Source organism: Haloarcula hispanica ATCC 33960 (assembly GCF_000223905.1).
In the GTDB taxonomy this organism is placed as follows: domain Archaea; phylum Halobacteriota; class Halobacteria; order Halobacteriales; family Haloarculaceae; genus Haloarcula; species Haloarcula hispanica.
Genome location: NC_015948.1, coordinates 766,521 through 787,169 on the forward strand (window position 1 = coordinate 766,521; position 20,649 = coordinate 787,169).

The following is a 20,649-nucleotide window of genomic DNA, read 5'->3' on the forward strand; positions in this document are numbered from 1 at the left end:
CCTTTTACAAGCGTGCGACCGACGACAGCAGACTGGACAGCTCCGCTTCAGTCGCGTTCCCCGATTCGATAGCGTCTTGCGGGTCACGGCCCATCTCTTGGACAGTTTCGATGGCGCGGTCGGGGCCGTAGTCGTAATGATACACCAGCCACGCGGCGAGTACCTGTCCGGTGCGGCCGATGCCGGCCAGGCAATGAACGACGACCCGCTCTTCTGTCTCACAGGCGTCAACCAGGAACGGCAGAATATCGTCGTGGAGGCGGTCTTGGGGGATGAGTTGGTGGTCGGGAACCGGTACGTGGCGGACTGATGACGCTCCGAAGGCCTCCCGATAGCGCTGGATGTTGGCCCCAGCGTCGTCGAGCTGTTGTCCGGGAAGCAGACAGCAGACCCGCTCGATGTCGTGTGCCTGCATGTGTGCGATCCAATCGTCGAGCGCGTCCTGGTGCGTGGCGGCCGAATGCCAGCCCGGCGCACAGGACCCGTAGACGTACTCTTCGTTGGAGGCTGCAGGCGCGAAGCGGTGTGGATTCACGATGGGCATAGCACCCGTTACCCTGCCTATCCTACCGATACCCTTCACTCTACCCACCCAATTCTCAGCTGTGATTCTCTGAATAGAACACTGTCTCCGCCAGACTGCTTTCCAGCTCCGACCAGTTTCAGTGGCCACGTTTATACTGTCAGTTCCCCCTACGTCGAGACATGGTGACGTTTCTTGCCGGCGGGACGGGAACGCCGAAGCTCCTCGCCGGTGCCGACGACGTGTTTTGGCCGGCGGCGACGACTGTCGTCGCCAACACCGGCGACGATATCGAACTGGGAGGCCATCTCGTGTGCCCGGACCTCGATACCGTCCTGTTTCTCGACGGTGAGGTCCTCGACCGGGAGACCTGGTGGGGTATCGCCGACGACACCGCCGAGACACACAGTGAACTGACGCGGCTCGCCGACGCCGCCGGGCTCGATGGCGGCCCACGATACCTCCCCGACGACGCGCAGACTGAGGGCCGAAGTATTGCCCGCTGGCGCCGCTTCTCCGGCGTTGCGGAGTTCATGCACATCGGCGACCGGGACCGCGCGGTCCACGTCACGCGCACCTCGCTCCTAGACGAGGGCCAATCACTCACAGCCGTGACGCGGACGCTCGCCGACGCGTTCGGGTTGGACCGGACACTGTTACCGATGAGCGACGACCCGGTCGCTTCCATCATCCACACGCCGAGCGGTCCGATGCACTTTCAGGAGTGGTGGGTCGGTCGGAACGGGGTGCCGCCGGTCGAAGATGTTGAGTTCAGGGGCGCAGAACGGGCCAGCGCGACGGATGCCGTCCTGACCGCACTTGACGATACGGTTGTCATCGGCCCGTCGAACCCCGTGACCTCGCTCGGGCCGATGCTCGCCATCGATGAGTTCGAGCAGGCGCTACACGAGACAACGGTCGTCGCCGTCTCGCCGTTTATCGAGGACACGGTGTTTTCCGGGCCGGCGGCGGACCTGATGGCCGGCGTCGGGCTGGAGCCCAGCACTGGCGGCGTGGCCGAGGCGTACCCCTTCGCTGACGCGTTCGTACTGGACGACGACGATTCCACGCTGCTCGACGTGCCGGTCGTCAGAACCGATACGACCCTCGACGACGCGGCCGACGCTGAACGGGTGAACCGTGCCGTCGAAACAGCTCTCTCGGAGGTGGCCTGATGTTCGAGCCGCGACTCGCCCTCGCGAGTCTGAGCGGCGAGGCCGACGCGTCGTGGGCCCGCACGGTCGAGTCCCACGTCGGGTGTGCGTTCCTCGGCGGTATCGCGCTCGACGACCGGACCCGCGAGGCCGCCCGAGCGATGACGGACCGCGACCGCTCCGAGTTCCTGCCCGATGACCCGGTCGCGTTCGTCGACGACCAGCTCGGCGCGCTTGCGGACACACCACTGCGCCCGGCGTTCAACGTCCGGAGCGCGACGCTTGGCCCCGTCGAGCGTGTCGCCGCCGTCTGTCAGCGCCACGACGCCATCATCGAGATCAACGCCCACTGTCGGCAGGACGAGATGTGCGCCGCGGGTGCCGGCGAGGCGCTGCTCCGGGAGCCGGAACGACTGGCGGCGTTCGTGGAAACAGCAGCGTCGACAGGGGCGACGGTGTCGGTGAAGGGCCGTGCCGAACTTGATGGCGTCTCGCTCCCAGCTGTCGCTCAAGCCATCGAAGACGCTGGTGGAGACCTGTTCCACGTCGACGCGATGGACTCCGAGTCGGTCGTCGCCGACGTGGCCGACGCCACCGACCTGTTCGTCGTCGCGAACAACGGCGTTCGAGGGAGAGAGACGGCACGGGAGTACCTTTCGTACGGCGCTGACGCCGTCAGCGTCGGTCGCGCGAGCGACAAGCCGGAGACGCTCGACGAGATCCGAGCGACGACAGCGGAGTGGTTCGCGTTGGAGGTGCCACTGTGAGCGAACGGTCGGTTGCACAGAACGCCCAGCTTGCACTGCTGCTGGAGGTCTCCGGGACGCCGAAGCCCGGCAACGTCGACCGCGAGCGGGAGTACGACGACCTGCGGTTCGAGCATTTCATGGCCGGGGCTGTGGGGGCGCGTCCGGGGCTTGACCGCGCGGCTGCGGGCGACCCGGTTGGTCCCGCGTTCGAGGCCGCCGTCGACGGGATGGCGGACCAGTCCGGCGGGAACACCCAGTTCGGGGCCCTGCTGGTACTCACGCCCCTTGCCGCCGCGGCCGCGGACGGGCGACTGTCACCATCCGATGTCGATGCTGTGGTTCATGAGACGACCGTCGAGGACGCGGCGGCGTTCTACCGCGCCTTCGAACATGTCGACGTGGCCGTCGACGACCCGCCCGACGGGCTGGAGCCGCTCGACGTTCGCCGCGGACGCGACGCGATTCCGGAACTCCGCGCGCGTGAGATGACGCTGTTCGACGTGATGCAGTCCAGCGTGGATGTCGATGGCGTGGCCGCCGAGTGGGTGTCTGGTTTCGAGCGCGTGTTCGAGGCCAGCGAGTGGCTACTGGACGGATCCGGTCCGGTCGCCGACCGCGCATCGGACGTGTTCATCGAACTGCTCGCGGCGGAACCGGACACCTTCATCGTCACGCGGCAGGACCGCGAAACCGCTGAGGAGGTCCAGCGACGGGCACAGGCTGTCCTCGAGGGTGCGGAAACCGCGACCGGCCTCGCCGAGGAGTTCGTCGAGCGGGACATCAACCCCGGAACGACTGCTGATCTCGTTGCGGGCGCGCTGTTCGTCGCGCTCGAACGGGGGCTCGAAGTGTGACCAGGGATTCCTCTGGAGATGGCGGCCCGGACTCCGGTGGCTCCGGGACGGAGTGGCCGGTCGCCCTTTCCGGCGTCTCCGAGACCGTCGTCACTACGCTTGGACCAAACGACCGCTGGAACGTCGCCGCACTGGGTGTCCATGCGCCGGACGGCGACGGACCAGCCACGGCGACGACGTGGGGCCGGACCCGGACCTGGCGGAACTTCCGGGAGCGTGGGGGCGGCTACGTCCAGTTCACGCGCGACCCGGTCGACTTCGCCGAGGCGGCGCTGTCGGTCCGCGAGGAAGACGTCCCTGTCCTCGATAGCGTGGACGCGTGGGTCGAAGTCGATGTGGAGCGGCGTGACTCTGGCTCGAAGGGGGACACCCAGTGGGTCGAATGGGCGCTACACCCCGTCGACAGCGCCGTCACGCGGCGGGTCGTGCCGACGACGAACCGCGGCCACGCCGCCGTCGTCGAGGCGACCGTCGCGGCCTCGCGACTTGACGTGCCCAGCTACGACAGCGAGACGCTGCTAGACCGTCTCGCGTACTTCGAGTCCGTGGTCGAAACGGCCGGCGGCGAACGCGAGCGAGCGGCTTTCGAGCGCGTACGCGACCTGATCGATGCCGAGTGGTAGGGACGCCGCACGGAATGAGGGGCACACAGGCGACACACGACGACCCGTGACAGACTGTGTCGCACTCTCGCGGACCCTGCCACGGCGACGTTCAGCGCACGGTAACGGATCGTTCCACCCCTACTGATAAACGTTCGCGTGCGTGGTCCGTTCCGAACCCTTTTTGAGTGCGACCAAGCAAGTAGCGCGCATGGCAATCAAACCCGCCTACGTCAAGAAGACCGGGACGCTCCTCATGGAGCGATACCCTGACGCCTTCGGTGCAGACTTCGAACACAACAAAGACGTCGTCGAGGAACTGACCAACATCGAGTCCAAGGGTGTCCGCAACCGCATCGCCGGCTACGTCACCCGGAAGATGAACAACCCGGTCGAAGCGTAATTCGGTTCTTTCTCTCTGTTTCTTGCCGGTGACTGAGCCGCTGCTGTATCGGCTCTGAACCCTTACTGCTCTGGCTGGGCGCGCTGGCTGTCGCTCTGTCGCTTTCGGTGGATAATGCCCTGCATGTTGGCGGTGCGGGCGGCGATGTCGCGGAACGACTCGCCGACGTCGCTGTCCTCATCAAGGACGAGCGGTTCCCCGGTCGCGCCCCCTTCCCTGACTTCGGGGTTGAGCGGGATCTCCCCGAGGAACGGCATCTCCGTCTCGTCGGCGAACTCGCGGCCGCCGCCGCTGCCGAAGATGTCGTGCGTGCCGCCACAGTCGGGACAGACGAACGACGACATATTTTCGACGATGCCAAGCACTGGCGTCTCGTGGCGACCGAACATCCGGAGCCCCTTCCGGGCGTCATCGAGGGCGACTTCCTCCGGCGTGGTGACGATGACAGCCCCGGAGACGGGCACTTGCTGGAGCATCGTCAACTGCGTGTCGCCGGTCCCCGGCGGCAGGTCGACGACCATGTAGTCGAGTTCGCCCCAGAGCACGTCGTCCCAGAGCTGCGTGAGGACGTTGTCGACCATCGGTCCGCGGAAGATGACCGGGTCGTCCTTGCCGACGAGGAAGTCCATGCTCATCAGCTTCATCCCGTGTTTCTCGACGGGGATGATCTCCTCGTCCTCGGTTGCGCGGGGCGATTCGTCGGCGTCGAGCATCCGCGGGACGTTCGGCCCGTACACGTCGGCGTCGAACAGGCCGACGCGGGCGCCGAGCCGCGAGAGGCCGGCGGCGAGGTTCACCGCGACGGTGGACTTGCCGACCCCGCCCTTCCCCGAGGCGACCGCGATGACGTTCTTGACCTTCGGCAGTGGGTCTTCGGCCTCCGGGACACCGCGGTCGACGCTCGCGGAGAGGTCTATCTCACGGTCGATGTCGCCCATCGCCTCGCGGACCTCGTTCGCGATGCTCGTCTCCGTCGGCGAGTACGGCGCACCGAGCGCCAGGTCGATGCTGACCTCGTCGTCAGTCACGTCGATGCTGTTGATCAGCCCGAGTGAGACGATGTCGGCTCCCAGATCCGGGTCCTCGACCGTTCGCAGGCGCTCGCGTACGTCGTCTGTATTCATGCACAGGAGTAGGTCCCGGAGGTGCGATAAGGATTGTGACCCGTCGAATGCGGGCAGTCCGCTGCCCCGGCCCCGCAACAGCGGATAAGTTCTAAGGTCACTCTCGCGTGCGCGAAGAACGCATCTCTCTATGGATGTCGAAACACATAGACGTTCTCTCCGTCCAGTTCGGCGCGCAACTCGCCGCTGTCGTGGTCGAACACGAGCCGCTCCGGCGTCCCGGCAAACGAGTGGAGCGGCATCCCGGTGTCTATCGTACCATCGGGAGCCACTGCGACGTGGGTTCGGCCGCTGAAGTCGGCCCGGAGCGTGCCGTCGTCCGTTTCGGTAACCGTGCCGGACCCTGCGAACCGTTCCAGGTGGTCACGGACCGCTGTTCGGTCGGTCGGGTCGACGCTGTTGCCGCCGTCAGTGATGCACCGACGCATACGCCGACATGGGCGCCTAGCGACGAATGTGTTGTGCTGGCACCTGACAAGTGCAGCGATGCTTGCGATTCCATGTCTCTGTGGGTATGTCCCGAAGTCACGCTGTCGGGCCCCTTCGTTGCGTTTAAATACAACCCCGGAATAGAATCGGATAGACTCGTGTAGGGGGACCGGCCCCCGAGTCCGCGTGCTGCGGGCGCGAGTGTCATAGAACGCGTGTCGTGGTAGCCAAGCCTGGCCCAAGGCGCAGGGTTGCTAACTCTGTGGCGTACAGCCTCCGGGGTTCGAATCCCCGCCACGACGCTCACCCATCAGTACCTACATATGAGTGCAGAAGACCCCAACGCGGGCGAGGACGCGGATGCCGAAGAGGAGGAGGACATCCGCTATTTCGTCCGTATCGGACAGACAGACCTCGACGGGACGAAATCCGTCGAGCGAGCACTGACAGAACTGAACGGTATCGGCCACCGGGCCGCCCGAATCATCACCCAGAAGGCGGACGTGGACCGGCGCGCGGTCTTCGGCAAGCTCGACGACGACGTCATCGAGCGCGTCGTCGACCACGTCGAGAACTTCGCCGACGAGGTGCCCGAATGGATGGCCAACCACCAGAAGGACTACTTCACTGGTGAGACCACCCACGAGACTGGCAACGACCTCCAGCTCACCCGCCGGCAGGACATCAACCGCATGAAGATGATCGACTCCTACCGCGGTGTCCGCCACAAGCGCGGCCAGAAGGTCCGTGGACAGCGTACCAAGTCCACCGGCCGGACGGAGGGGACCATCGGCGTCAACGTCGAGGCGATCAAAGAGGAGCAGGCTGAGGAAGCCGCCGCGGAGGATGACGAATAATGGCGCTTGGTTCGAACACGAAGTTCTACGAGACGCCGAATCATCCCTTCCAGGGCGAGCGAATCGCCGACGAGGCCAACCTCATCGGCCGCTACGGCCTGAAGAACAAAGAAGAGCTCTGGCGCGCACAGTCCGAGCTTCGTGGCTACCGCCGTGAGGCCCGGAAGCTGCTGGGCAGCGCCGGCGAGCACGAGACCGAGTCCGAGGAGTTCCTCGCTCGGCTCAAGCGCTACGGCATCCTCAACGAGCAGGACCAGCTCGACGACGTGCTGTCGCTCGACGTGACCGACGTGCTGGAACGTCGCCTGCAGACGGTCGTCTACCGCAAGGGCTACGCGAACACGCCCGAGCAGGCCCGCCAGTTCATCGTCCACGGCCACATCGTGCTGGACGACGCTCGTGTCACCCGACCCGGCATGACGGTCGAGACCGCCGTCGAGAGCTCGGTCGGCTTCGACGAGCACAGCTCGCTGTCGGACGAACTCCATCCTGAGCGCGCGGAGGCCCAAGAATGAGCGAAGAAACCGAAGACATCTGGGGCATCGCCCACGTGCACGCATCGTTCAACAACACGATCATCACCATCACCGACCAGACCGGCGCGGAAACGCTCGCAAAGAGCTCCGGCGGGACGGTTGTCAAGCAGAACCGCGACGAAGCGTCGCCGTACGCGGCGATGCAGATGGCCGAGGTCGTTGCGGAGAAAGCCCTCGACCGCGGCGTCGAGGGCGTCGACGTTCGGGTCCGCGGTCCCGGCGGCAACCTCCAGACCTCGCCCGGTCCGGGTGCGCAGGCGACGATCCGCGCACTCGCCCGAGCGGGCCTGGAGATCGGTCGCATCGAGGACGTCACGCCGACCCCGCACGACGGCACTCGTGCACCCAAGAACTCCGGATTCTAACCAATGACACAGGACTACGAGGTTGAGTTCGTCGAACGCGGCGAGCGCGAGGCCCGCATCCTCGTGCGCGGCATCACGCCGGCGTTTGCCAACGGCATCCGGCGAGCGATGGTCGCGGACGTGCCGACGTTCAGTATCGACACCGTCCGCGTCATCGAGAACACCAGCGTGATGTTCAACGAGCAGATCGGTCTCCGACTGGGACTGGTCCCGCTGACGACCGACCTCGACGACTTCGAGATCGGCGACGAGGTGACGCTGTCGCTGTCCGTCGACGGGCCGAGCACGGCCTACTCCAGCGACCTCGTCTCCTCGGACCCGATGGTCGAGGCGGCCGACGACAACATCCCGATCATCGATCTCAAGGAGGGCCAACGTCTCGAAGTCGAGGCCGACGCCGTCCTCGACACCGGTCGGGAACACGCCAAACATCAGGGCGGCGTGGCCGTCGGCTACCGACACCTCCAGCAGGTGGAGGTCGTCGGCGACCTCGGCGAGTTCGAGGACGACGACCCGAACATCCTGCGTGGCGTCATCGAAGAGCAGGCGGCCGAACACGCCGCCGGCGACGCCACCAACGGCGAACTCGTCGCGACAGACGAGTTCGACAACGACCTCCGGAACCGCTACCCCGGCAAAGACGTCGAGGTCTCGGACGTGCCGAACGCGTTCGTGTTCCACGTCGAGACGGACGGGTCGTTCACCACCGAGGAACTGGTCCTGCGCGCGGTCGAGACGCTGCGTGACCGCGCGACCGAACTGAAAGACGCAGTCCAACTGTAACGACACAATGCCCCGACACACCCCACCACTACCGATGACCGCCCGCTCCCCGAGCGCGAGGACCGAAAGGGGTTTTACGGGGCACGCAAAACGAACAATCGCACGCAGGGATAGCCAAGTTTGGCCAACGGCGCAGCGTTCAGGGCGCTGTCCCGTAGGGGTCCGCAGGTTCAAATCCTGCTCCCTGCACTTTTCCCACAACGGAGGAATCATATGAGTAAGACGAACCCGAGACTCAGTAGTCTCATCGCCGACCTGAAGTCAGCCGCCCGCAGTTCGGGCGGTGCTGTCTGGGGCGACGTCGCCGAGCGCTTAGAAAAGCCACGGCGCACACACGCGGAAGTCAACCTCGGCCGTATCGAACGATACGCCCAGGAAGACGAAACCGTCGTTGTGCCCGGCAAGGTGCTTGGCTCCGGTGTCCTGCAGAAGGACGTCACCGTCGCCGCTGTCGACTTCTCCGGAACCGCCGAGACGAAGATCGACCAGGTTGGAGAGGCTGTATCACTCGAACAGGCAATCGAAAACAACCCAGAAGGCTCCCACGTCCGGGTGATCCGATGAGCGTCGCAGAATTCGACGCGGATGTCATCGTTGACGCCCGCGACTGTATCATGGGCCGCGTCGCATCACAGGTCGCCGAACAGGCTCTCGATGGCGAGACGGTCGCCGTCGTCAACGCCGAGCGCGCTGTGATCACCGGCCGAGAGGAGCAGATCACAGAGAAGTACAAGAAACGTGTCGACATCGGTAACGACAACGGGTACTTCTACCCCAAGCGACCGGACGGCATCTTCAAGCGCACCATCCGTGGCATGCTGCCCCACAAGAAGCAGCGTGGCCGCGAGGCGTTCGAGAACGTCCGTGTCTACCTCGGCAACCCGTACGACGAGGACGGCGAGGTCCTAGACGGCACGTCGCTTGACCGACTGTCGAACATCAAGTTCGTCACGCTGGGCGAGATCAGCGAAACGCTTGGAGCGAACAAGACATGGTAACGAACACGTCTGGCAAGAAGAAGACCGCCGTCGCCCGCGCGACCGTTCGCGAGGGCGAGGGCCGCGTGCGTATCGACTCGCAGCCGGTCGAACTCGTCGACCCCGAGCTGGCGCAGCTCAAGATGCTGGAACCGTTCCGCATCGCCGAGGACGACCTCCGCGGCGAGGTCGACGTCGAAGTGTCCGTCGAAGGTGGCGGCGTCATGGGGCAGGCAGACGCCGCCCGAACCGCCATCGCTCGCGGGCTCGTCGACCACACCAACGACGCCGAACTCCGTGACGCGTTCATGGAGTTCGACCGCTCGCTGCTGGTCAACGACGTTCGCCAGTCCGAACCCAAGAAGTGGGGCGGCCCCGGTGCGCGGGCCCGCTACCAGAAATCGTACCGCTAAGGTGATACAGGTATGATGGTACCGGTTCGGTGTTTCACGTGCGGTAACGTCGTCGGCGAGCACTGGGAAGAGTTCAAAGCACGCACCCGCGAGGCCGAGGAGCCCGAGAACCCGGAGAAGGTCCTCGATGAACTCGGCGTCGAGCGGCACTGCTGTCGCCGGATGCTCGTCTCACATAAAGACCTCGTCGACATCGTCTCACCATACCAATGAACGCACAGGAAAGCCGCTACGAGAAGGCCCGCAAACTCGGCGCACGAGCGCTGCAGTTGGCTCACGGTGCTCCCGTGCTCATCGAGACGGAACACACCCAGCCGATACTCATCGCCGCCGAGGAGTACGACGCTGGCGTCCTACCGTTTACGGTCAACAGGAGTGATTAACGATGACGCTCATCACTGACATCCGACTCCGCCGCGTCCTCGACTCCCGCGGGAACGCGACTGTCGAGGCCGACGTTCTCACCGAGAGTGGGGGCTTCGGTCGTGGCAAGGCACCGAGCGGCGCAAGCACGGGCGAGTACGAGGCCATCGAACTCCCCGCCAACGAGGCCATCGCCAAGGCCCGCGAGGAGGCACTCCCGCGACTCATCGGTGAGGTCCACGCCGGGAACCAGCGTGACGTCGACGCGGCGCTGCACGCCGCCGACGGCACCGACGACTTCTCCGGCATCGGAGCCAACAGCGCCGTCGCCATCTCGATGGCGGCCGCAAAGGCCGGTGCCGACGTGCTGGGCGCACCGCTGTACCAGCATCTCGGCGGTACGTTCCGGGGCAACGAGTACCCAACGCCGCTGGGCAATATCATCGGCGGCGGCGAGCACGCCGCGGATGCAACCAATATCCAAGAGTTCCTCGCAGCCCCCGTCGGCGCACCGAGCGTCGAAGAGGCTGTCTTCGCCAACGCCGCGGTCCACCAGGAGGTCCACGACATCCTGGCCGACCGCGACCTGCCAGCGGGCAAGGGCGACGAAGGAGCCTGGGCACCGTCCGTTTCGGACGACGAAGCGTTCGAGATTATGGACGAGGCTGTTGAGACCGTCGCCGACGACTTCGGCTTCGCTATCTCGTTCGGCCTCGACGTCGCCGGCGCGGAACTCTACGATGCCGACGAGGACGGGTACGTCTACGACGACGGCGTCAAGTCCACCCAAGAGCAGATAGAGTACATCGCCGGGAAGGTCGAGGAGTACGACCTCGTCTACGTTGAGGACCCACTCGACGAGAACGACTACGAGGCATTCGCCGACCTGACCGCACAGGTCGGTGACCAGACGCTCGTCTGTGGCGACGACCTGTTCGTCACGAACGTCGAGCGCCTGCAGGCCGGTATCAACGCCGACGCCGGGAACTCCATCCTGATCAAGCCGAACCAGATCGGGACGCTCACCGACGCTGTCGACGCCATCGAACTGGCGACGGCAAGCGGCTATGAGTCCGTCGTCTCCCACCGCAGCGGCGAGACGGAAGACACGACGATTGCACACCTCGCTGTCGCCACTGACGCACCGTTCATCAAAACCGGCGCGGTCGGCGGCGAGCGCACAGCCAAGCTGAACGAACTAATCCGTATCGAGGACAACGCAGTATGAGCGGCAACGAAAAAGAAGGTCTCGACGCGTCCGATTCCGACTTCGACCCGTCCGACGAGGACGACGAAGCGGTCGACGCGGAGACCGAAACGGAAGCCGAACAGCCCGCCGACGACGCCGCAGAGGCGACAGAGGCCGAACCAACCGATGCCGACACGGAGGCCGACGAAGCGGCCGACGCCGACGAGGCCGCCGGCCCACAGCTGGACGAGGACGTCATGCCCGACGAGCAGTCGGAGGCCGACCTCCTCATCCCCGTCGAGGACTACCTCGGCGCCGGTGTCCACATCGGGACCCAGCAGAAGACCCAGGACATGGAGCGGTTCATCCACCGCGTCCGGACTGACGGGCTCTACGTGCTGGACGTCTCGATGACCGACGAGCGCATCCGCACAGCCGCGGACTTCCTGTCCAACTACGAACCGGAGCAGATTCTGGCCGCGTCGTCGCGCCAGTACGGCCGGTTCCCGGCCGAGAAGTTCGCCGAAGCGATCGGCGCGCGCGTCCGCACCGGCCGGTTCATCCCCGGCACGCTGACCAACCCCGACTACGACGGCTACATCGAGCCTGACATCGTGGTCGTCACCGACCCGATCGGTGATGCCCAGGCTGTCAAGGAGGCCATCACGGTCGGCATCCCGGTCATCGCGATGTGTGACTCCAACAACACCACGTCGAACGTCGACCTGGTCGTCCCGACGAACAACAAGGGGCGCAAGGCGCTGTCGGTCGTCTACTGGCTGCTGGCCAACGAGACGCTCGACCGCCGCGGTGCCGAGCCGACGTACGGACTCGACGACTTCGAGTCCGACATCTAACGTCGCTGAACTGTTTCGTTTTCTCGCTGTCGAAGTGCGAGTGGCGATGCCAGTATCGCCAACACAAGACCTACCACAAGCCCCGGAGTAGGGCTGGCAAATGGCAGAGGGAGACACACTCGTTAACGCGATTATCGGTGCCGTCGCAACCGCTCTGCTGAGTGGATTCGTCCCGCTTGCGCCGCTACTCGGTGGTGGCATCGCCGGCTATCTCGAAGGCGGCGAGCGAGACGACGGCGTCCGTGTCGGATTGCTGTCCGGCGCCGTCGGGCTGGCGATATCGCTGGTCTTCTTCGTGGTCGTGTTCGTCTTTCTGGCCGCATTTCTGGCATTTGTGCCCGAAGCACTGGGCGTGTTCGGCGCGGTGGGACTGCTCGTGCTCGTCCTCGGAACAGTCATGACGGCCGCGTATTTCCTCGGCTTGAGCGCGCTCGGCGGCTGGCTGGGTAACTACGTCAAGCACGACACGACCATCGGCGACTGACTGGCCAGCCGCGCTGTCGGTAACTACATCACGGGGGACGCCACTACCGAGAACGCATATGCGTGAGTCGGTGACCAACGCCGGTATCGGGGCGCTCGTCACGGTTGCGCTGTCGTTCGTTCCCTTTTCGTCGGTGGCTGGGGGTGCCGTGGCCGCGGCGAACCACGGCGGCAGCTACCGGACGGGGCTCTGGCTGGGAACGCTGGCCGGCGTCTGCGCGATGGTTCCCTTGCTTGCCCTCTTTCTCCCAGCGCTGTACATCGCCGGCCTCCTCGGGTTCGGGATTCCGCCCGGCGCACCGGGGTACGACTTGTTTCTGGCGCTCGTGTTCACGTTCTTTCTGCTATACACGGTCGGTCTCAGCGCTCTCGGTGGTCTCGGCGGCGTCTGGATATCGGCACACACCGACTGGGACCTAGACGCCAACCGCTGGCTCTGAATGCACGTGAACCGCCCGCTGCCCGACATTTGGCATGCCATTCAAGCGTGTCCGACACTAACGTCAGCCGATGTCAAAGACGCCGCCCGGACCGAAGGGCGAACCGCTGTTCGGCAGTAGCCGCACGTACGCTCGGGACCCGTTCCGGTTCATCTCGGCGCTGGAGCGAGCATACGGCGATGTCGCCCGCTTCGACATGGGGCCGATGGATACGGTCATGCTGTGTGATCCGACGGCAATCGAGCGCGTACTGGTCTCGGAGGCCGACCAGTTCCGCAAGCCCGACTTCCAGGGCGACGCGCTGGGGGACCTGCTAGGTGACGGACTGCTGTTGAGCGAAGGGGAGACGTGGGAGCAGCAGCGAAAGCTCGCCAACCCCGCGTTCTCGATGGCTCGGTTGTCGGGGATGGCCGACCGCATCACCGACCACGCGGAGGACCGGATCGCCGACTGGTCCCACGGCGACGTCATCGACGCCGAGCAGTCGATGACCCGGGTCACGCTGGACGTAATTCTGGACCTGATGATGGGCGTCGAGCTTTCCGAGCAGCGAGTCCGGACCATCGAGGAACAACTGTTGCCGCTTGGCCAGCGGTTCGAGCCGGACCCTATCCGGTTCGCCATGCCGCAGTGGATGCCGATGCCCGACGACGCCGAGTTCGACCGCGCCGTGCGGACGCTGGACGAGGTGCTGGACGACATCATCGCGGTCCGTGAAGAATCGCTTGGGACGGCTGAGGACGGCCCGATGGATTTCCTGTCGGTGCTCTTGCGTGCACGCGACGAGGGGAACCAGTCGCCCGAGCAACTGCGCGACGAGATGATGACCATGCTGCTTGCCGGTCACGACACGACGGCGCTGACGCTGACCTACACCTGGTTCCTGCTGTCGGAACACCCCGAAGTCGAACAGCGGGTCCACGAGGAACTCGACGACGTCATCGGCGACGACCGGCCGGGGATGGAGCACGTCCGCGAACTGGACTACCTCGAATGGGTGATTCAGGAAGCGATGCGGCTCTACCCACCGGTGTACACCATATTCCGGGAGCCGACCGAGGACGTGACGCTGTCGGGCTACGAGGTCGAGCCGGGGACGACGCTGATGGTCCCTCAGTGGGGCGTCCACCGCTCCGAGCGGTTCTACGACGACCCAGAGACGTTCGACCCGGAGCGCTGGAAGCCCGAACGAGCGGGCGAGCGCCCGCGGTTCGCCTACTTCCCGTTCGGTGGTGGCCCGCGCCACTGTATCGGGAAGCATCTCGCCATGCTCGAAGCGCAACTCATCACCGCGACGACGGCTAGCCAGTACCGACTGGAGTTTCAGGGGGAGACGCCTCTGGAGTTGTTGCCGTCGCTGACCGCCCATCCTCGGCAGGAAATGTCGATGCGCGTGCAGGAACGGTAGCGCGGACTCCGATGTGACCCCTCCGGTGTCGTCGTCGCCTCACAGTGCGGGTTCGACGTGACTGGGACTTGGTCATCAGCTATTTACTGCAGAGCCCCGTGTAAGCGTACAAGAACAGCGGACCTGAACGTCTCCCGATGACCGATTTCAGCCACGGTCACTGTGGGAGGTCCCCGTTCACAGCCGACTACTCGACCATCATGACACTGCTGCAGAACACCACTGGCGGCACTCGTCCCGCGCCGTTTGCAGTTGTCCTGCGACCGGACCTGTCCCGAGACAGTTCCCAGAGCCATATCACTCCGACTGCTCTTGAGCAGGGAACGATATCTATCCCGGCGCAATGGCCAGACTCGAACGGGATACCGAATGACGTCTGAGACCGCTGTCAACGGGGACGACAGGGTTCAGGTCCTCTACGTCGGCACCGATTCGGACGACGCCGAAACGCTGTCGACGGCGCTCGAACGCGAGAACGGCCGTTTCACGGTCGAAACGGTGCGCACTGCTCCCGAGGCTGTGGCGAGGCTGGCTGACGATACCGTAGACTGTCTCGTCTCCGACTACGACCTGCCCGAACGGAACGGTGTCGAGCTTCTGGAAACGGTCCGTGACGAGCATCCGGCCCTCCCGTTTATTATCTACACTGCCCGGGGGAGCGAGGCGGTCGCCAGCGAGGCGATTTCGGCCGGTGTCACGGACTACCTCAGGAAAGAGCCGGGCACCGAACAGCATGTGGAGTTGACGAACCGAATCTTTGACGCCGTCGAGCATCACCGCTCACAGCAGGCGACCACCGAGCGGAACCGAGCGCTCCGGAGCTACGAGCGGATGGTCAACTCCATGCAGGAGGCAGCCTGTATTTACGATGCGGAGGGGCGGTTCGAAATCGTCAACGAGACCATAGCAGAGTGGTACGACACGACGCGCGCTGCGCTCGAAGGACAGACCAGTAGACTCGTTCCGCGTATTCGAACCGAGGGTGAGAGAGACCGCTACCAGGAACTGCTCGACGGAACGCGGGAGCAGCTTAGCGGCGAAATCGAAGCGGAGTTCCCCGGCCACGGACACGCGGTGGTCGCGTACCAGCTAACGCCGCTGGTCGTCGATGGTGTTATCGACGGCATCGTCGGCGTCGCTCGGGACGTCACCGACCGGAAAGAGCGCGAACAGAAGCTACTCCGGAACAAACGCGCGATAGACGAGGCCCCGGTCGGTGTCGTTATCACCGACCCTGGCCAGACGGACAATCCGCTGATCTACGCCAACGACCACTACCGCGACCTGACTGGCTATTCGCTTCCGGAGTTACTCGGGAAGAACTGCCGAATGCTACAGGGCGAGAACACCGATCCGGAGTCCGTCGCTACAATGCGGGACGCGATTGACGCAGAGGAGCGGGTGACGGTCGAACTCAGGAACTACCGGAAGAACGGGACCGAGTTCTGGAACAGGGTTCGGATCGCGCCGGTTCGCGATGACGACGGGGCAGTCGTCAACTATGTCGGGTTCCAGCAGGACATCACGGAGCGGAAACGACGCGAGAAACGGTTAGAGGAAACGTCGTCGCGGCTGGAAGCCCTCTTCGAGAACTCACCGGACATGATCGACGTGCTCGACGCCGATGGGACGATCCGCGACGTGAACCAGCGGTTCTGTGCGGAACTGGGGTACGACGAGAGCGAGGTGCTCGGGCGGTCGATCTGGGAGTTCGACCTGACGTTCGACGCCGAGGACGTGCAGACACAGCTTTCGGGGTTCAGTGTCAACGAGCGCCGCAAGTTCGAGGGCCTGTACGAACGCCGCGACGGGTCGACGATGCCGGTCGAAGTACATCTGCTCCGACTCAGCCTCGACGGCGAGGACCGGTTCCTGGCGATCAGCCGTGATCTCACGGAGCGCAAGGAGCGCGAGCAGGAACTCGAACAGCAAAACGAACAGCTCGAACAGTTCGCCAGCGTCGTCAGTCACGACCTCCGGAACCCGTTGACTGTCGCCCGCGGACGCCTCGAACTATTGCGTGAGGAGTCCGATAGCGAGCACATCGACGCTATCGACGGCGCACACCAGCGAATGGATACGCTCATCGACGACCTGCTCACGCTCGCACGCGACGGTACGTCACCCGCGTCGCCCGTCGTAGTTGACCTCGAACCGTTCGTCCAGACGTGCTGGCAAAACGTCGACACGAAAGCCGCGACGCTCCGCACTGACATAGACCGGCCCATCCGCGCCGACGAGAGCCGCCTCAGACAACTGTTCGAGAATCTCGTCCGCAACGCGGTTGAGCACGGCGGTGACGGCGTGACTGTGACCGTGGGCGAACTGGCCGACGGCTTCTACGTCGCGGACGACGGTCCCGGTATCCCTGTGGCCGACCGCGGGGACGTGTTCGATGCCGGCTACTCGACGGCGGTCGAAGGGACCGGCTTCGGCCTGAGCATCGTGAAACAGGTCGCTGACGCCCACAGCTGGGCGGTCCGCGTCGGCAGCGGCAGCGACGGCGGAGCCCGGTTTGAGTTCACCGACGTCGACACTGTCTCTGAGTAGTATCCCGAGGGTCGTCCTGACCATCGACTCCGAAAACGCCTAACGCCCTGGGTGCACACGAGCGGGTATGGTCACGTCGAGCGCTCCCGGGAAGGTGTACCTGTTCGGGGAGCACGCGGTCGTCTACGGTGAGCCGGCGGTGCCCTGCGCCATCGAGCGGCGAGTGCATGTGACGGCAACCGAGATCGACGAGGGGTTGCGAATCCACGCGAACGACTTGCAACTGGACGGCTTTACCGTCGAGTACACCGGCGACGGGGAGAGCCATCCGGACGTGGACGTCGCCGAATCGCTCGTCGAAGCCGGCATGGGGTACGTCAACGAGGCAGTGGCACAGGCCCGTGACGCGGCCGACGCGCCGGAAGCGGGCTTCGAGATATCTGTCGAGGGCGACATCCCGCTCGGGGCGGGGCTGGGGTCGTCTGCCGCGCTCGTCGTCGCGGCGATAGACGCGGCGACCCGGGAACTCGGCGTCGAACTGCCGGCGAGCGAAATCGCCGACCGCGCCTATCAGGTCGAACACGAGGTACAGGACGGGCAGGCCTCGCGGGCGGACACGTTCTGCTCGGCGATGGGCGGGGCGGTCCGCGTGGAGGGCAACGACTGCCGGCGGCTGGACGGCATCGACACCCTCCCCTTCGTCATCGGCTACGACGGCGGGGCCGGCGACACCGGCGCACTGGTCGCCGGCGTCCGGACCCTCCGCGATGAATACGACTTCGCTGCCGACACCGTCGCGGCAATCGGCGATATCGTCCGCGAGGGCGAAGCGGTGCTGGAAACGGGCGATTACGAGCGGCTCGGGGAACTGATGGACTTCAACCACGGACTGCTCTCGGCGCTGGGCGTCTCCTCGCGGTCGCTGGACTCGATGGTGTGGGCGGCCCGCGACGCCGACGCACATGGCGCGAAACTCACCGGAGCCGGTGGCGGTGGCTGTATCGTCGCGCTGGACGAGACGGACGACGCGCTCACGGCGCTGAAGTACACGCCGGGGTGTGAGGACGTCTTCCGGGCCGAACTGGACACCGACGGGGTCCGGCAGGAATGACGGCCGTCCTCAAACTCGGTGGGAGTGTCATCACGGAGAAAGACGAACCCGAGACGGTCGATACGGCCGCTCTGTCGGCGGCGGCGTCGGCTATCGCCGAATCGGCAGTCGGGGAGGATATCGTCGTCGTTCACGGCGGCGGGAGCTTCGGCCACCACCACGCCGCCGATTACGGTGTCAGCACGACCGCGGGGACCCACGACGTGGACGGCGTACAGGCCATCCACGGCGCGATGTGTCGGCTCAACGCCGCTGTCGTCGATGAACTCACTGGGCAGGGAGTTCCGGCTGTCCCGATCCACCCGTTCTCGGCGGCCACACGCGACGCCGACAGTGACCTTTCGCTGCCGACGGCGCAGGTCACGACGCTGCTCGACGAGGGGTTTGTCCCGGTCCTCCACGGCGACCTCGTCGCACACGCCGGTGCGGGCGCGACGGTTCTGAGCGGCGACGAACTGGTCGTCGAACTCGCGCCCGCCGTCGACGCGGACCGCGTCGGCGTCTGCTCGACTGTTCCCGGCGTCCTCGACGAAGACGGGACCGTCATCGACCGCATCGAGACATTCGAGGCCGTCGCATCGGCACTGGGCGGGAGCGACGCGACGGACGTGTCGGGTGGGATGGCCGGCAAGGTCCGTGCGCTGCTCGCCCTCTCGGCCCCCGCCGTCGTGTTCGGGCCCGACGCACTCCCCGCGTTTCTCGCCGGTGAGAGCCCGGGAACGACTATCGCTGGTGATGACGACGACTGGTGAGACTGCTACTACTGTCGTCGACTGGCCCGTCCCAGAAAGCGATTTAGTCCATAGTGTGCCCAGGCTGGCTGATGCAGGGTATCTCTGCCCAGGTCTGGCAGACTGGTAGCTTAAATATCACTTCTTCGGCTGTCGTAACATATTTGTCCTCTGTTATCAATTATGCGACTATGTCTGCAGTAGGTCTGACCGACGTCTATCGATACGGAACGAGGTTTCTCGGGACATTGCTTGTCGTCGCCGGCGTCGGTGGCGGCCTCATCGCTGCAGGGTACGTGCTGATACAGAACGGCTCTCTCGACTCGTTCTCGGGGACGCAAGGCTATCGCGCGGTACTCGGCGTCGTTGTCGGTGCGCTCGGTGGGCTCCTGTTGCTCTCCGGCCTGCTCGGCCTGAGCCACAAGCTCATCGCCGACGCGACGATGGCGGGCACGCTCGCGGCCCAGACAGCACAGCGTGGTGCGAGCGATGTGGCAGCCGCCAGTCCTCCAGCGAGCGACCAGGCAGCAACTGAAACTGCCGATGATAGCGCCGCAGCGGCGACCGAATCGGCCACGGAATCGGAAGAACCGACGCCGGAGCCGGTCGGGACTGAACCGGCGGTTTCTCAGGAGACGGAACCGGCCGCCGACTCAGCGGCTGTCGAGCCGGCAACGGCCGAACCCGAGGTATCGGAGCCGGTCGCTGACTCCGAGCCGGACGCGGACTCGTCCGGAGACTCGGAGATCCATGCGTCCGCACAGGAACCCTCCGACCCATCCGACGGGACAGTGGCGTCCGCTACGTCCGACGCTTCGGCGGCCGGGACTGATGACGCACCGGCGACGGCAGCCGACGAAGATCCGCTGGCGGATGCTGACCCGGCGACAGCTGATGACCCGGTGGCAGGCGATGTCCCAGTGACAGACAAGGACCTTCTGGACACCGACGACACTTCAGAACCACCGTCGACCGACGACACGATGGCCGCGGCGACGGACGGAGACGCAGTGGAGACGGCCCAGAACGAACAGCTATCGAACCAACAGCCGGCGGAAAACGTTGCTGGACCGGAATCCGAAGCAGTGGACGACACTACTGCGGAGCCATCCCCGACGAATCTCGCCGGTGAGCCGGAAACGATGGAACCCCAGTCCGAAGCCAGCGAGCAGTCGGACCGCGACCTGCTCGCTGAGGACGCCGCCGAGGAACCAGAATCGAGCACGGAACCACAGGAGTGGACTCCGCCGGACCCCGCGGAGTTCGACACGCAGAGCGAGGAACCCGCTGCGGCTGACGACTGGGGAGCGGACGAACCAGCACCAGCCGACGACTGGGAAACCGAACCTGAAGCCGACACCGAACCCACTGCTGTCGGCTCACCAGATGCCGCCGAGGCGGACCAGCACGACGCCGTAACCGAGGACACCCGACTACTTGACGAATCCGGTAGGCCAGACACGTCCAGTGGCCCGCGGACGACGGACGACCTGTTCGGTGGTGCTGACGATGACTCACCCGAGGCCGAGGATGACGAGAGCGTGCAGAGCGAGGCGGAGTCTCAGGACGCGGACGCGACTGACGACGAGGACGCAACGCTCGCGGACGACGGTGTCACTGGTTTCGACGTCTCCAGTGACGACGACCCGCTCTCGGACCCCTTAGACGACGAGTAGCGACGAACCCACACCGTTTTAAGAAGCGCCGTTGTAGTCCGGAGTAACCGAGCGCACGGCCGCCCGCGGACCGCGGTTCGGCGGCCGGCAGACGGCGGATGTAAGTTGCGGGACGGAAGTCCCTCTCACTGC

The 20,649-nt window shown here is 65.2% G+C and carries 26 protein-coding genes and 2 tRNA genes; 25 read left to right on the top strand and 3 right to left on the bottom strand.

What is annotated here, in order from left to right:
- Positions 1 to 4: 4 nt before the first annotated feature.
- A complete protein-coding gene (locus tag HAH_RS03945; protein WP_023843156.1) occupies positions 5 to 544 on the bottom strand; it encodes a protein-tyrosine phosphatase family protein in 540 nt (179 codons plus the stop codon).
- A 161-nt stretch (positions 545 to 705) separates the two neighbouring features.
- On the opposite strand from HAH_RS03945, the gene cofD reads away from it, so the two are divergent.
- The 5 genes from cofD to HAH_RS03970 all read left to right on the top strand — a co-directional run bounded on the left by cofD (position 706) and on the right by HAH_RS03970 (position 4,285).
- Entirely contained in the window at positions 706 to 1,698 is a 993-nt protein-coding gene (gene cofD, locus HAH_RS03950; protein WP_014039750.1) for a 2-phospho-L-lactate transferase, read from the top strand.
- Entirely contained in the window at positions 1,698 to 2,444 is a 747-nt protein-coding gene (locus HAH_RS03955; RefSeq protein ID WP_014039751.1) for a tRNA-dihydrouridine synthase, read from the top strand. Before cofD ends, HAH_RS03955 begins: the two co-directional genes overlap by 1 nt.
- Positions 2,417 to 3,280 carry a triphosphoribosyl-dephospho-CoA synthase gene (locus HAH_RS03960; RefSeq protein WP_014039752.1) on the top strand — a complete coding sequence of 288 codons (864 nt, stop codon included), beginning with the start codon at positions 2,417 to 2,419 and terminating at the stop codon, positions 3,278 to 3,280. Before HAH_RS03955 ends, HAH_RS03960 begins: the two co-directional genes overlap by 28 nt.
- Positions 3,277 to 3,903 (top strand): DUF447 domain-containing protein, encoded by a 627-nt coding sequence (locus HAH_RS03965; protein WP_014039753.1) that lies wholly within the window; start codon positions 3,277 to 3,279, stop codon positions 3,901 to 3,903. Before HAH_RS03960 ends, HAH_RS03965 begins: the two co-directional genes overlap by 4 nt.
- 190 nt (positions 3,904 to 4,093) lie before the next feature.
- Positions 4,094 to 4,285 carry a 30S ribosomal protein S17e gene (locus HAH_RS03970; protein WP_004516807.1) on the top strand — a complete coding sequence of 64 codons (192 nt, stop codon included), beginning with the start codon at positions 4,094 to 4,096 and terminating at the stop codon, positions 4,283 to 4,285.
- A 62-nt stretch (positions 4,286 to 4,347) separates the two neighbouring features.
- Here the strand turns inward: HAH_RS03970 and HAH_RS03975 are convergent, their stop codons facing one another.
- Both HAH_RS03975 and HAH_RS03980 read right to left on the bottom strand, forming a co-directional pair.
- Positions 4,348 to 5,409 carry an Mrp/NBP35 family ATP-binding protein gene (locus HAH_RS03975; protein ID WP_014039754.1) on the bottom strand — a complete coding sequence of 354 codons (1,062 nt, stop codon included), beginning with the start codon at positions 5,407 to 5,409 and terminating at the stop codon, positions 4,348 to 4,350.
- A 128-nt stretch (positions 5,410 to 5,537) separates the two neighbouring features.
- Complete coding sequence (locus HAH_RS03980) at positions 5,538 to 5,837, bottom strand: hypothetical protein (RefSeq protein ID WP_014039755.1); 300 nt, start codon at positions 5,835 to 5,837, stop codon at positions 5,538 to 5,540.
- A gap of 218 nt (positions 5,838 to 6,055) precedes the next feature.
- On the opposite strand from HAH_RS03980, the gene HAH_RS03985 reads away from it, so the two are divergent.
- From HAH_RS03985 to HAH_RS04080, 20 genes are all read left to right on the top strand, one after another.
- A tRNA-Ser gene (locus tag HAH_RS03985) sits at positions 6,056 to 6,140 on the top strand.
- Between the two features lie 21 nt (positions 6,141 to 6,161).
- Entirely contained in the window at positions 6,162 to 6,695 is a 534-nt protein-coding gene (locus HAH_RS03990) for a 30S ribosomal protein S13 (protein ID WP_008310371.1), read from the top strand.
- Entirely contained in the window at positions 6,695 to 7,210 is a 516-nt protein-coding gene (locus HAH_RS03995; protein WP_004593562.1) for a 30S ribosomal protein S4, read from the top strand. The genes HAH_RS03990 and HAH_RS03995 overlap by 1 nt, the downstream gene beginning before the upstream one ends.
- Positions 7,207 to 7,596, top strand: coding sequence for a 30S ribosomal protein S11 (locus HAH_RS04000; protein WP_004516802.1), 390 nt, complete (start codon positions 7,207 to 7,209; stop codon positions 7,594 to 7,596). Before HAH_RS03995 ends, HAH_RS04000 begins: the two co-directional genes overlap by 4 nt.
- A gap of 3 nt (positions 7,597 to 7,599) precedes the next feature.
- Positions 7,600 to 8,379, top strand: coding sequence for a DNA-directed RNA polymerase subunit D (locus HAH_RS04005; RefSeq protein WP_004963344.1), 780 nt, complete (start codon positions 7,600 to 7,602; stop codon positions 8,377 to 8,379).
- Positions 8,380 to 8,483: 104 nt separating this feature from the next.
- A tRNA-Leu gene (locus HAH_RS04010) sits at positions 8,484 to 8,568 on the top strand.
- Between the two features lie 24 nt (positions 8,569 to 8,592).
- On the top strand, positions 8,593 to 8,943 hold the full coding sequence (locus tag HAH_RS04015; RefSeq protein WP_004516800.1) for a 50S ribosomal protein L18e: 351 nt from the start codon (positions 8,593 to 8,595) through the stop codon (positions 8,941 to 8,943).
- Positions 8,940 to 9,377 carry a 50S ribosomal protein L13 gene (locus tag HAH_RS04020; RefSeq protein WP_008310363.1) on the top strand — a complete coding sequence of 146 codons (438 nt, stop codon included), beginning with the start codon at positions 8,940 to 8,942 and terminating at the stop codon, positions 9,375 to 9,377. Before HAH_RS04015 ends, HAH_RS04020 begins: the two co-directional genes overlap by 4 nt.
- Positions 9,371 to 9,769 carry a 30S ribosomal protein S9 gene (locus HAH_RS04025; RefSeq protein WP_004516798.1) on the top strand — a complete coding sequence of 133 codons (399 nt, stop codon included), beginning with the start codon at positions 9,371 to 9,373 and terminating at the stop codon, positions 9,767 to 9,769. Before HAH_RS04020 ends, HAH_RS04025 begins: the two co-directional genes overlap by 7 nt.
- A 12-nt stretch (positions 9,770 to 9,781) precedes the next feature.
- Positions 9,782 to 9,982, top strand: a complete 201-nt coding sequence (locus HAH_RS04030; RefSeq protein ID WP_023843157.1) for a DNA-directed RNA polymerase subunit N — start codon at positions 9,782 to 9,784, stop codon at positions 9,980 to 9,982.
- Entirely contained in the window at positions 9,979 to 10,152 is a 174-nt protein-coding gene (locus HAH_RS04035) for a DNA-directed RNA polymerase subunit K (RefSeq protein WP_004516796.1), read from the top strand. Before HAH_RS04030 ends, HAH_RS04035 begins: the two co-directional genes overlap by 4 nt.
- Positions 10,153 to 10,154: 2 nt before the next feature.
- Positions 10,155 to 11,360, top strand: a complete 1,206-nt coding sequence (gene eno, locus HAH_RS04040) for a phosphopyruvate hydratase (protein WP_014039757.1) — start codon at positions 10,155 to 10,157, stop codon at positions 11,358 to 11,360.
- On the top strand, positions 11,357 to 12,178 hold the full coding sequence (rpsB, locus tag HAH_RS04045; RefSeq protein ID WP_014039758.1) for a 30S ribosomal protein S2: 822 nt from the start codon (positions 11,357 to 11,359) through the stop codon (positions 12,176 to 12,178). The genes eno and rpsB overlap by 4 nt, the downstream gene beginning before the upstream one ends.
- 100 nt (positions 12,179 to 12,278) lie before the next feature.
- Complete coding sequence (locus tag HAH_RS04050) at positions 12,279 to 12,662, top strand: DUF5518 domain-containing protein (RefSeq protein ID WP_014039759.1); 384 nt, start codon at positions 12,279 to 12,281, stop codon at positions 12,660 to 12,662.
- Positions 12,663 to 12,720: 58 nt separating this feature from the next.
- Positions 12,721 to 13,101, top strand: a complete 381-nt coding sequence (locus tag HAH_RS04055) for a DUF5518 domain-containing protein (protein ID WP_014039760.1) — start codon at positions 12,721 to 12,723, stop codon at positions 13,099 to 13,101.
- Positions 13,102 to 13,171: 70 nt separating this feature from the next.
- Positions 13,172 to 14,509 (top strand): cytochrome P450, encoded by a 1,338-nt coding sequence (locus tag HAH_RS04060; protein WP_014039761.1) that lies wholly within the window; start codon positions 13,172 to 13,174, stop codon positions 14,507 to 14,509.
- Between the two features lie 369 nt (positions 14,510 to 14,878).
- Complete coding sequence (locus HAH_RS04065) at positions 14,879 to 17,059, top strand: PAS domain S-box protein (protein WP_014039762.1); 2,181 nt, start codon at positions 14,879 to 14,881, stop codon at positions 17,057 to 17,059.
- A 67-nt stretch (positions 17,060 to 17,126) separates the two neighbouring features.
- On the top strand, positions 17,127 to 18,110 hold the full coding sequence (gene mvk / locus HAH_RS04070) for a mevalonate kinase (RefSeq protein WP_014039763.1): 984 nt from the start codon (positions 17,127 to 17,129) through the stop codon (positions 18,108 to 18,110).
- A complete protein-coding gene (locus HAH_RS04075) occupies positions 18,107 to 18,862 on the top strand; it encodes an isopentenyl phosphate kinase (RefSeq protein ID WP_014039764.1) in 756 nt (251 codons plus the stop codon). Before mvk ends, HAH_RS04075 begins: the two co-directional genes overlap by 4 nt.
- Before the next feature lie 170 nt (positions 18,863 to 19,032).
- Positions 19,033 to 20,517, top strand: coding sequence for a hypothetical protein (locus tag HAH_RS04080; RefSeq protein ID WP_014039765.1), 1,485 nt, complete (start codon positions 19,033 to 19,035; stop codon positions 20,515 to 20,517).
- Positions 20,518 to 20,649: the final 132 nt, after the last annotated feature.

Bases quoted from the DNA above. Each gene is read 5' to 3' on its own strand.
- HAH_RS03945 (WP_023843156.1), bottom strand. From the start codon at position 544: ATGCCCATCGTGAATCCACACCGCTTCGCGCCTGCAGCCTCCAACGAA.
- cofD (WP_014039750.1), top strand. From the start codon at position 706: ATGGTGACGTTTCTTGCCGGCGGGACGGGAACGCCGAAGCTCCTCGCC.
- HAH_RS03955 (WP_014039751.1), top strand. From the start codon at position 1,698: ATGTTCGAGCCGCGACTCGCCCTCGCGAGTCTGAGCGGCGAGGCCGAC.
- HAH_RS03970 (WP_004516807.1), top strand. From the start codon at position 4,094: ATGGCAATCAAACCCGCCTACGTCAAGAAGACCGGGACGCTCCTCATG.
- HAH_RS03975 (WP_014039754.1), bottom strand. From the start codon at position 5,409: ATGAATACAGACGACGTACGCGAGCGCCTGCGAACGGTCGAGGACCCG.
- HAH_RS03980 (WP_014039755.1), bottom strand. From the start codon at position 5,837: ATGCGTCGGTGCATCACTGACGGCGGCAACAGCGTCGACCCGACCGAC.
- HAH_RS03990 (WP_008310371.1), top strand. From the start codon at position 6,162: ATGAGTGCAGAAGACCCCAACGCGGGCGAGGACGCGGATGCCGAAGAG.
- HAH_RS03995 (WP_004593562.1), top strand. From the start codon at position 6,695: ATGGCGCTTGGTTCGAACACGAAGTTCTACGAGACGCCGAATCATCCC.
- HAH_RS04000 (WP_004516802.1), top strand. From the start codon at position 7,207: ATGAGCGAAGAAACCGAAGACATCTGGGGCATCGCCCACGTGCACGCA.
- HAH_RS04005 (WP_004963344.1), top strand. From the start codon at position 7,600: ATGACACAGGACTACGAGGTTGAGTTCGTCGAACGCGGCGAGCGCGAG.
- HAH_RS04015 (WP_004516800.1), top strand. From the start codon at position 8,593: ATGAGTAAGACGAACCCGAGACTCAGTAGTCTCATCGCCGACCTGAAG.
- HAH_RS04020 (WP_008310363.1), top strand. From the start codon at position 8,940: ATGAGCGTCGCAGAATTCGACGCGGATGTCATCGTTGACGCCCGCGAC.
- HAH_RS04025 (WP_004516798.1), top strand. From the start codon at position 9,371: ATGGTAACGAACACGTCTGGCAAGAAGAAGACCGCCGTCGCCCGCGCG.
- HAH_RS04030 (WP_023843157.1), top strand. From the start codon at position 9,782: ATGATGGTACCGGTTCGGTGTTTCACGTGCGGTAACGTCGTCGGCGAG.
- HAH_RS04035 (WP_004516796.1), top strand. From the start codon at position 9,979: ATGAACGCACAGGAAAGCCGCTACGAGAAGGCCCGCAAACTCGGCGCA.
- eno (WP_014039757.1), top strand. From the start codon at position 10,155: ATGACGCTCATCACTGACATCCGACTCCGCCGCGTCCTCGACTCCCGC.
- rpsB (WP_014039758.1), top strand. From the start codon at position 11,357: ATGAGCGGCAACGAAAAAGAAGGTCTCGACGCGTCCGATTCCGACTTC.
- HAH_RS04050 (WP_014039759.1), top strand. From the start codon at position 12,279: ATGGCAGAGGGAGACACACTCGTTAACGCGATTATCGGTGCCGTCGCA.
- HAH_RS04055 (WP_014039760.1), top strand. From the start codon at position 12,721: ATGCGTGAGTCGGTGACCAACGCCGGTATCGGGGCGCTCGTCACGGTT.
- HAH_RS04060 (WP_014039761.1), top strand. From the start codon at position 13,172: ATGTCAAAGACGCCGCCCGGACCGAAGGGCGAACCGCTGTTCGGCAGT.
- HAH_RS04065 (WP_014039762.1), top strand. From the start codon at position 14,879: ATGACGTCTGAGACCGCTGTCAACGGGGACGACAGGGTTCAGGTCCTC.
- mvk (WP_014039763.1), top strand. From the start codon at position 17,127: ATGGTCACGTCGAGCGCTCCCGGGAAGGTGTACCTGTTCGGGGAGCAC.
- HAH_RS04075 (WP_014039764.1), top strand. From the start codon at position 18,107: ATGACGGCCGTCCTCAAACTCGGTGGGAGTGTCATCACGGAGAAAGAC.
- HAH_RS04080 (WP_014039765.1), top strand. From the start codon at position 19,033: ATGTCTGCAGTAGGTCTGACCGACGTCTATCGATACGGAACGAGGTTT.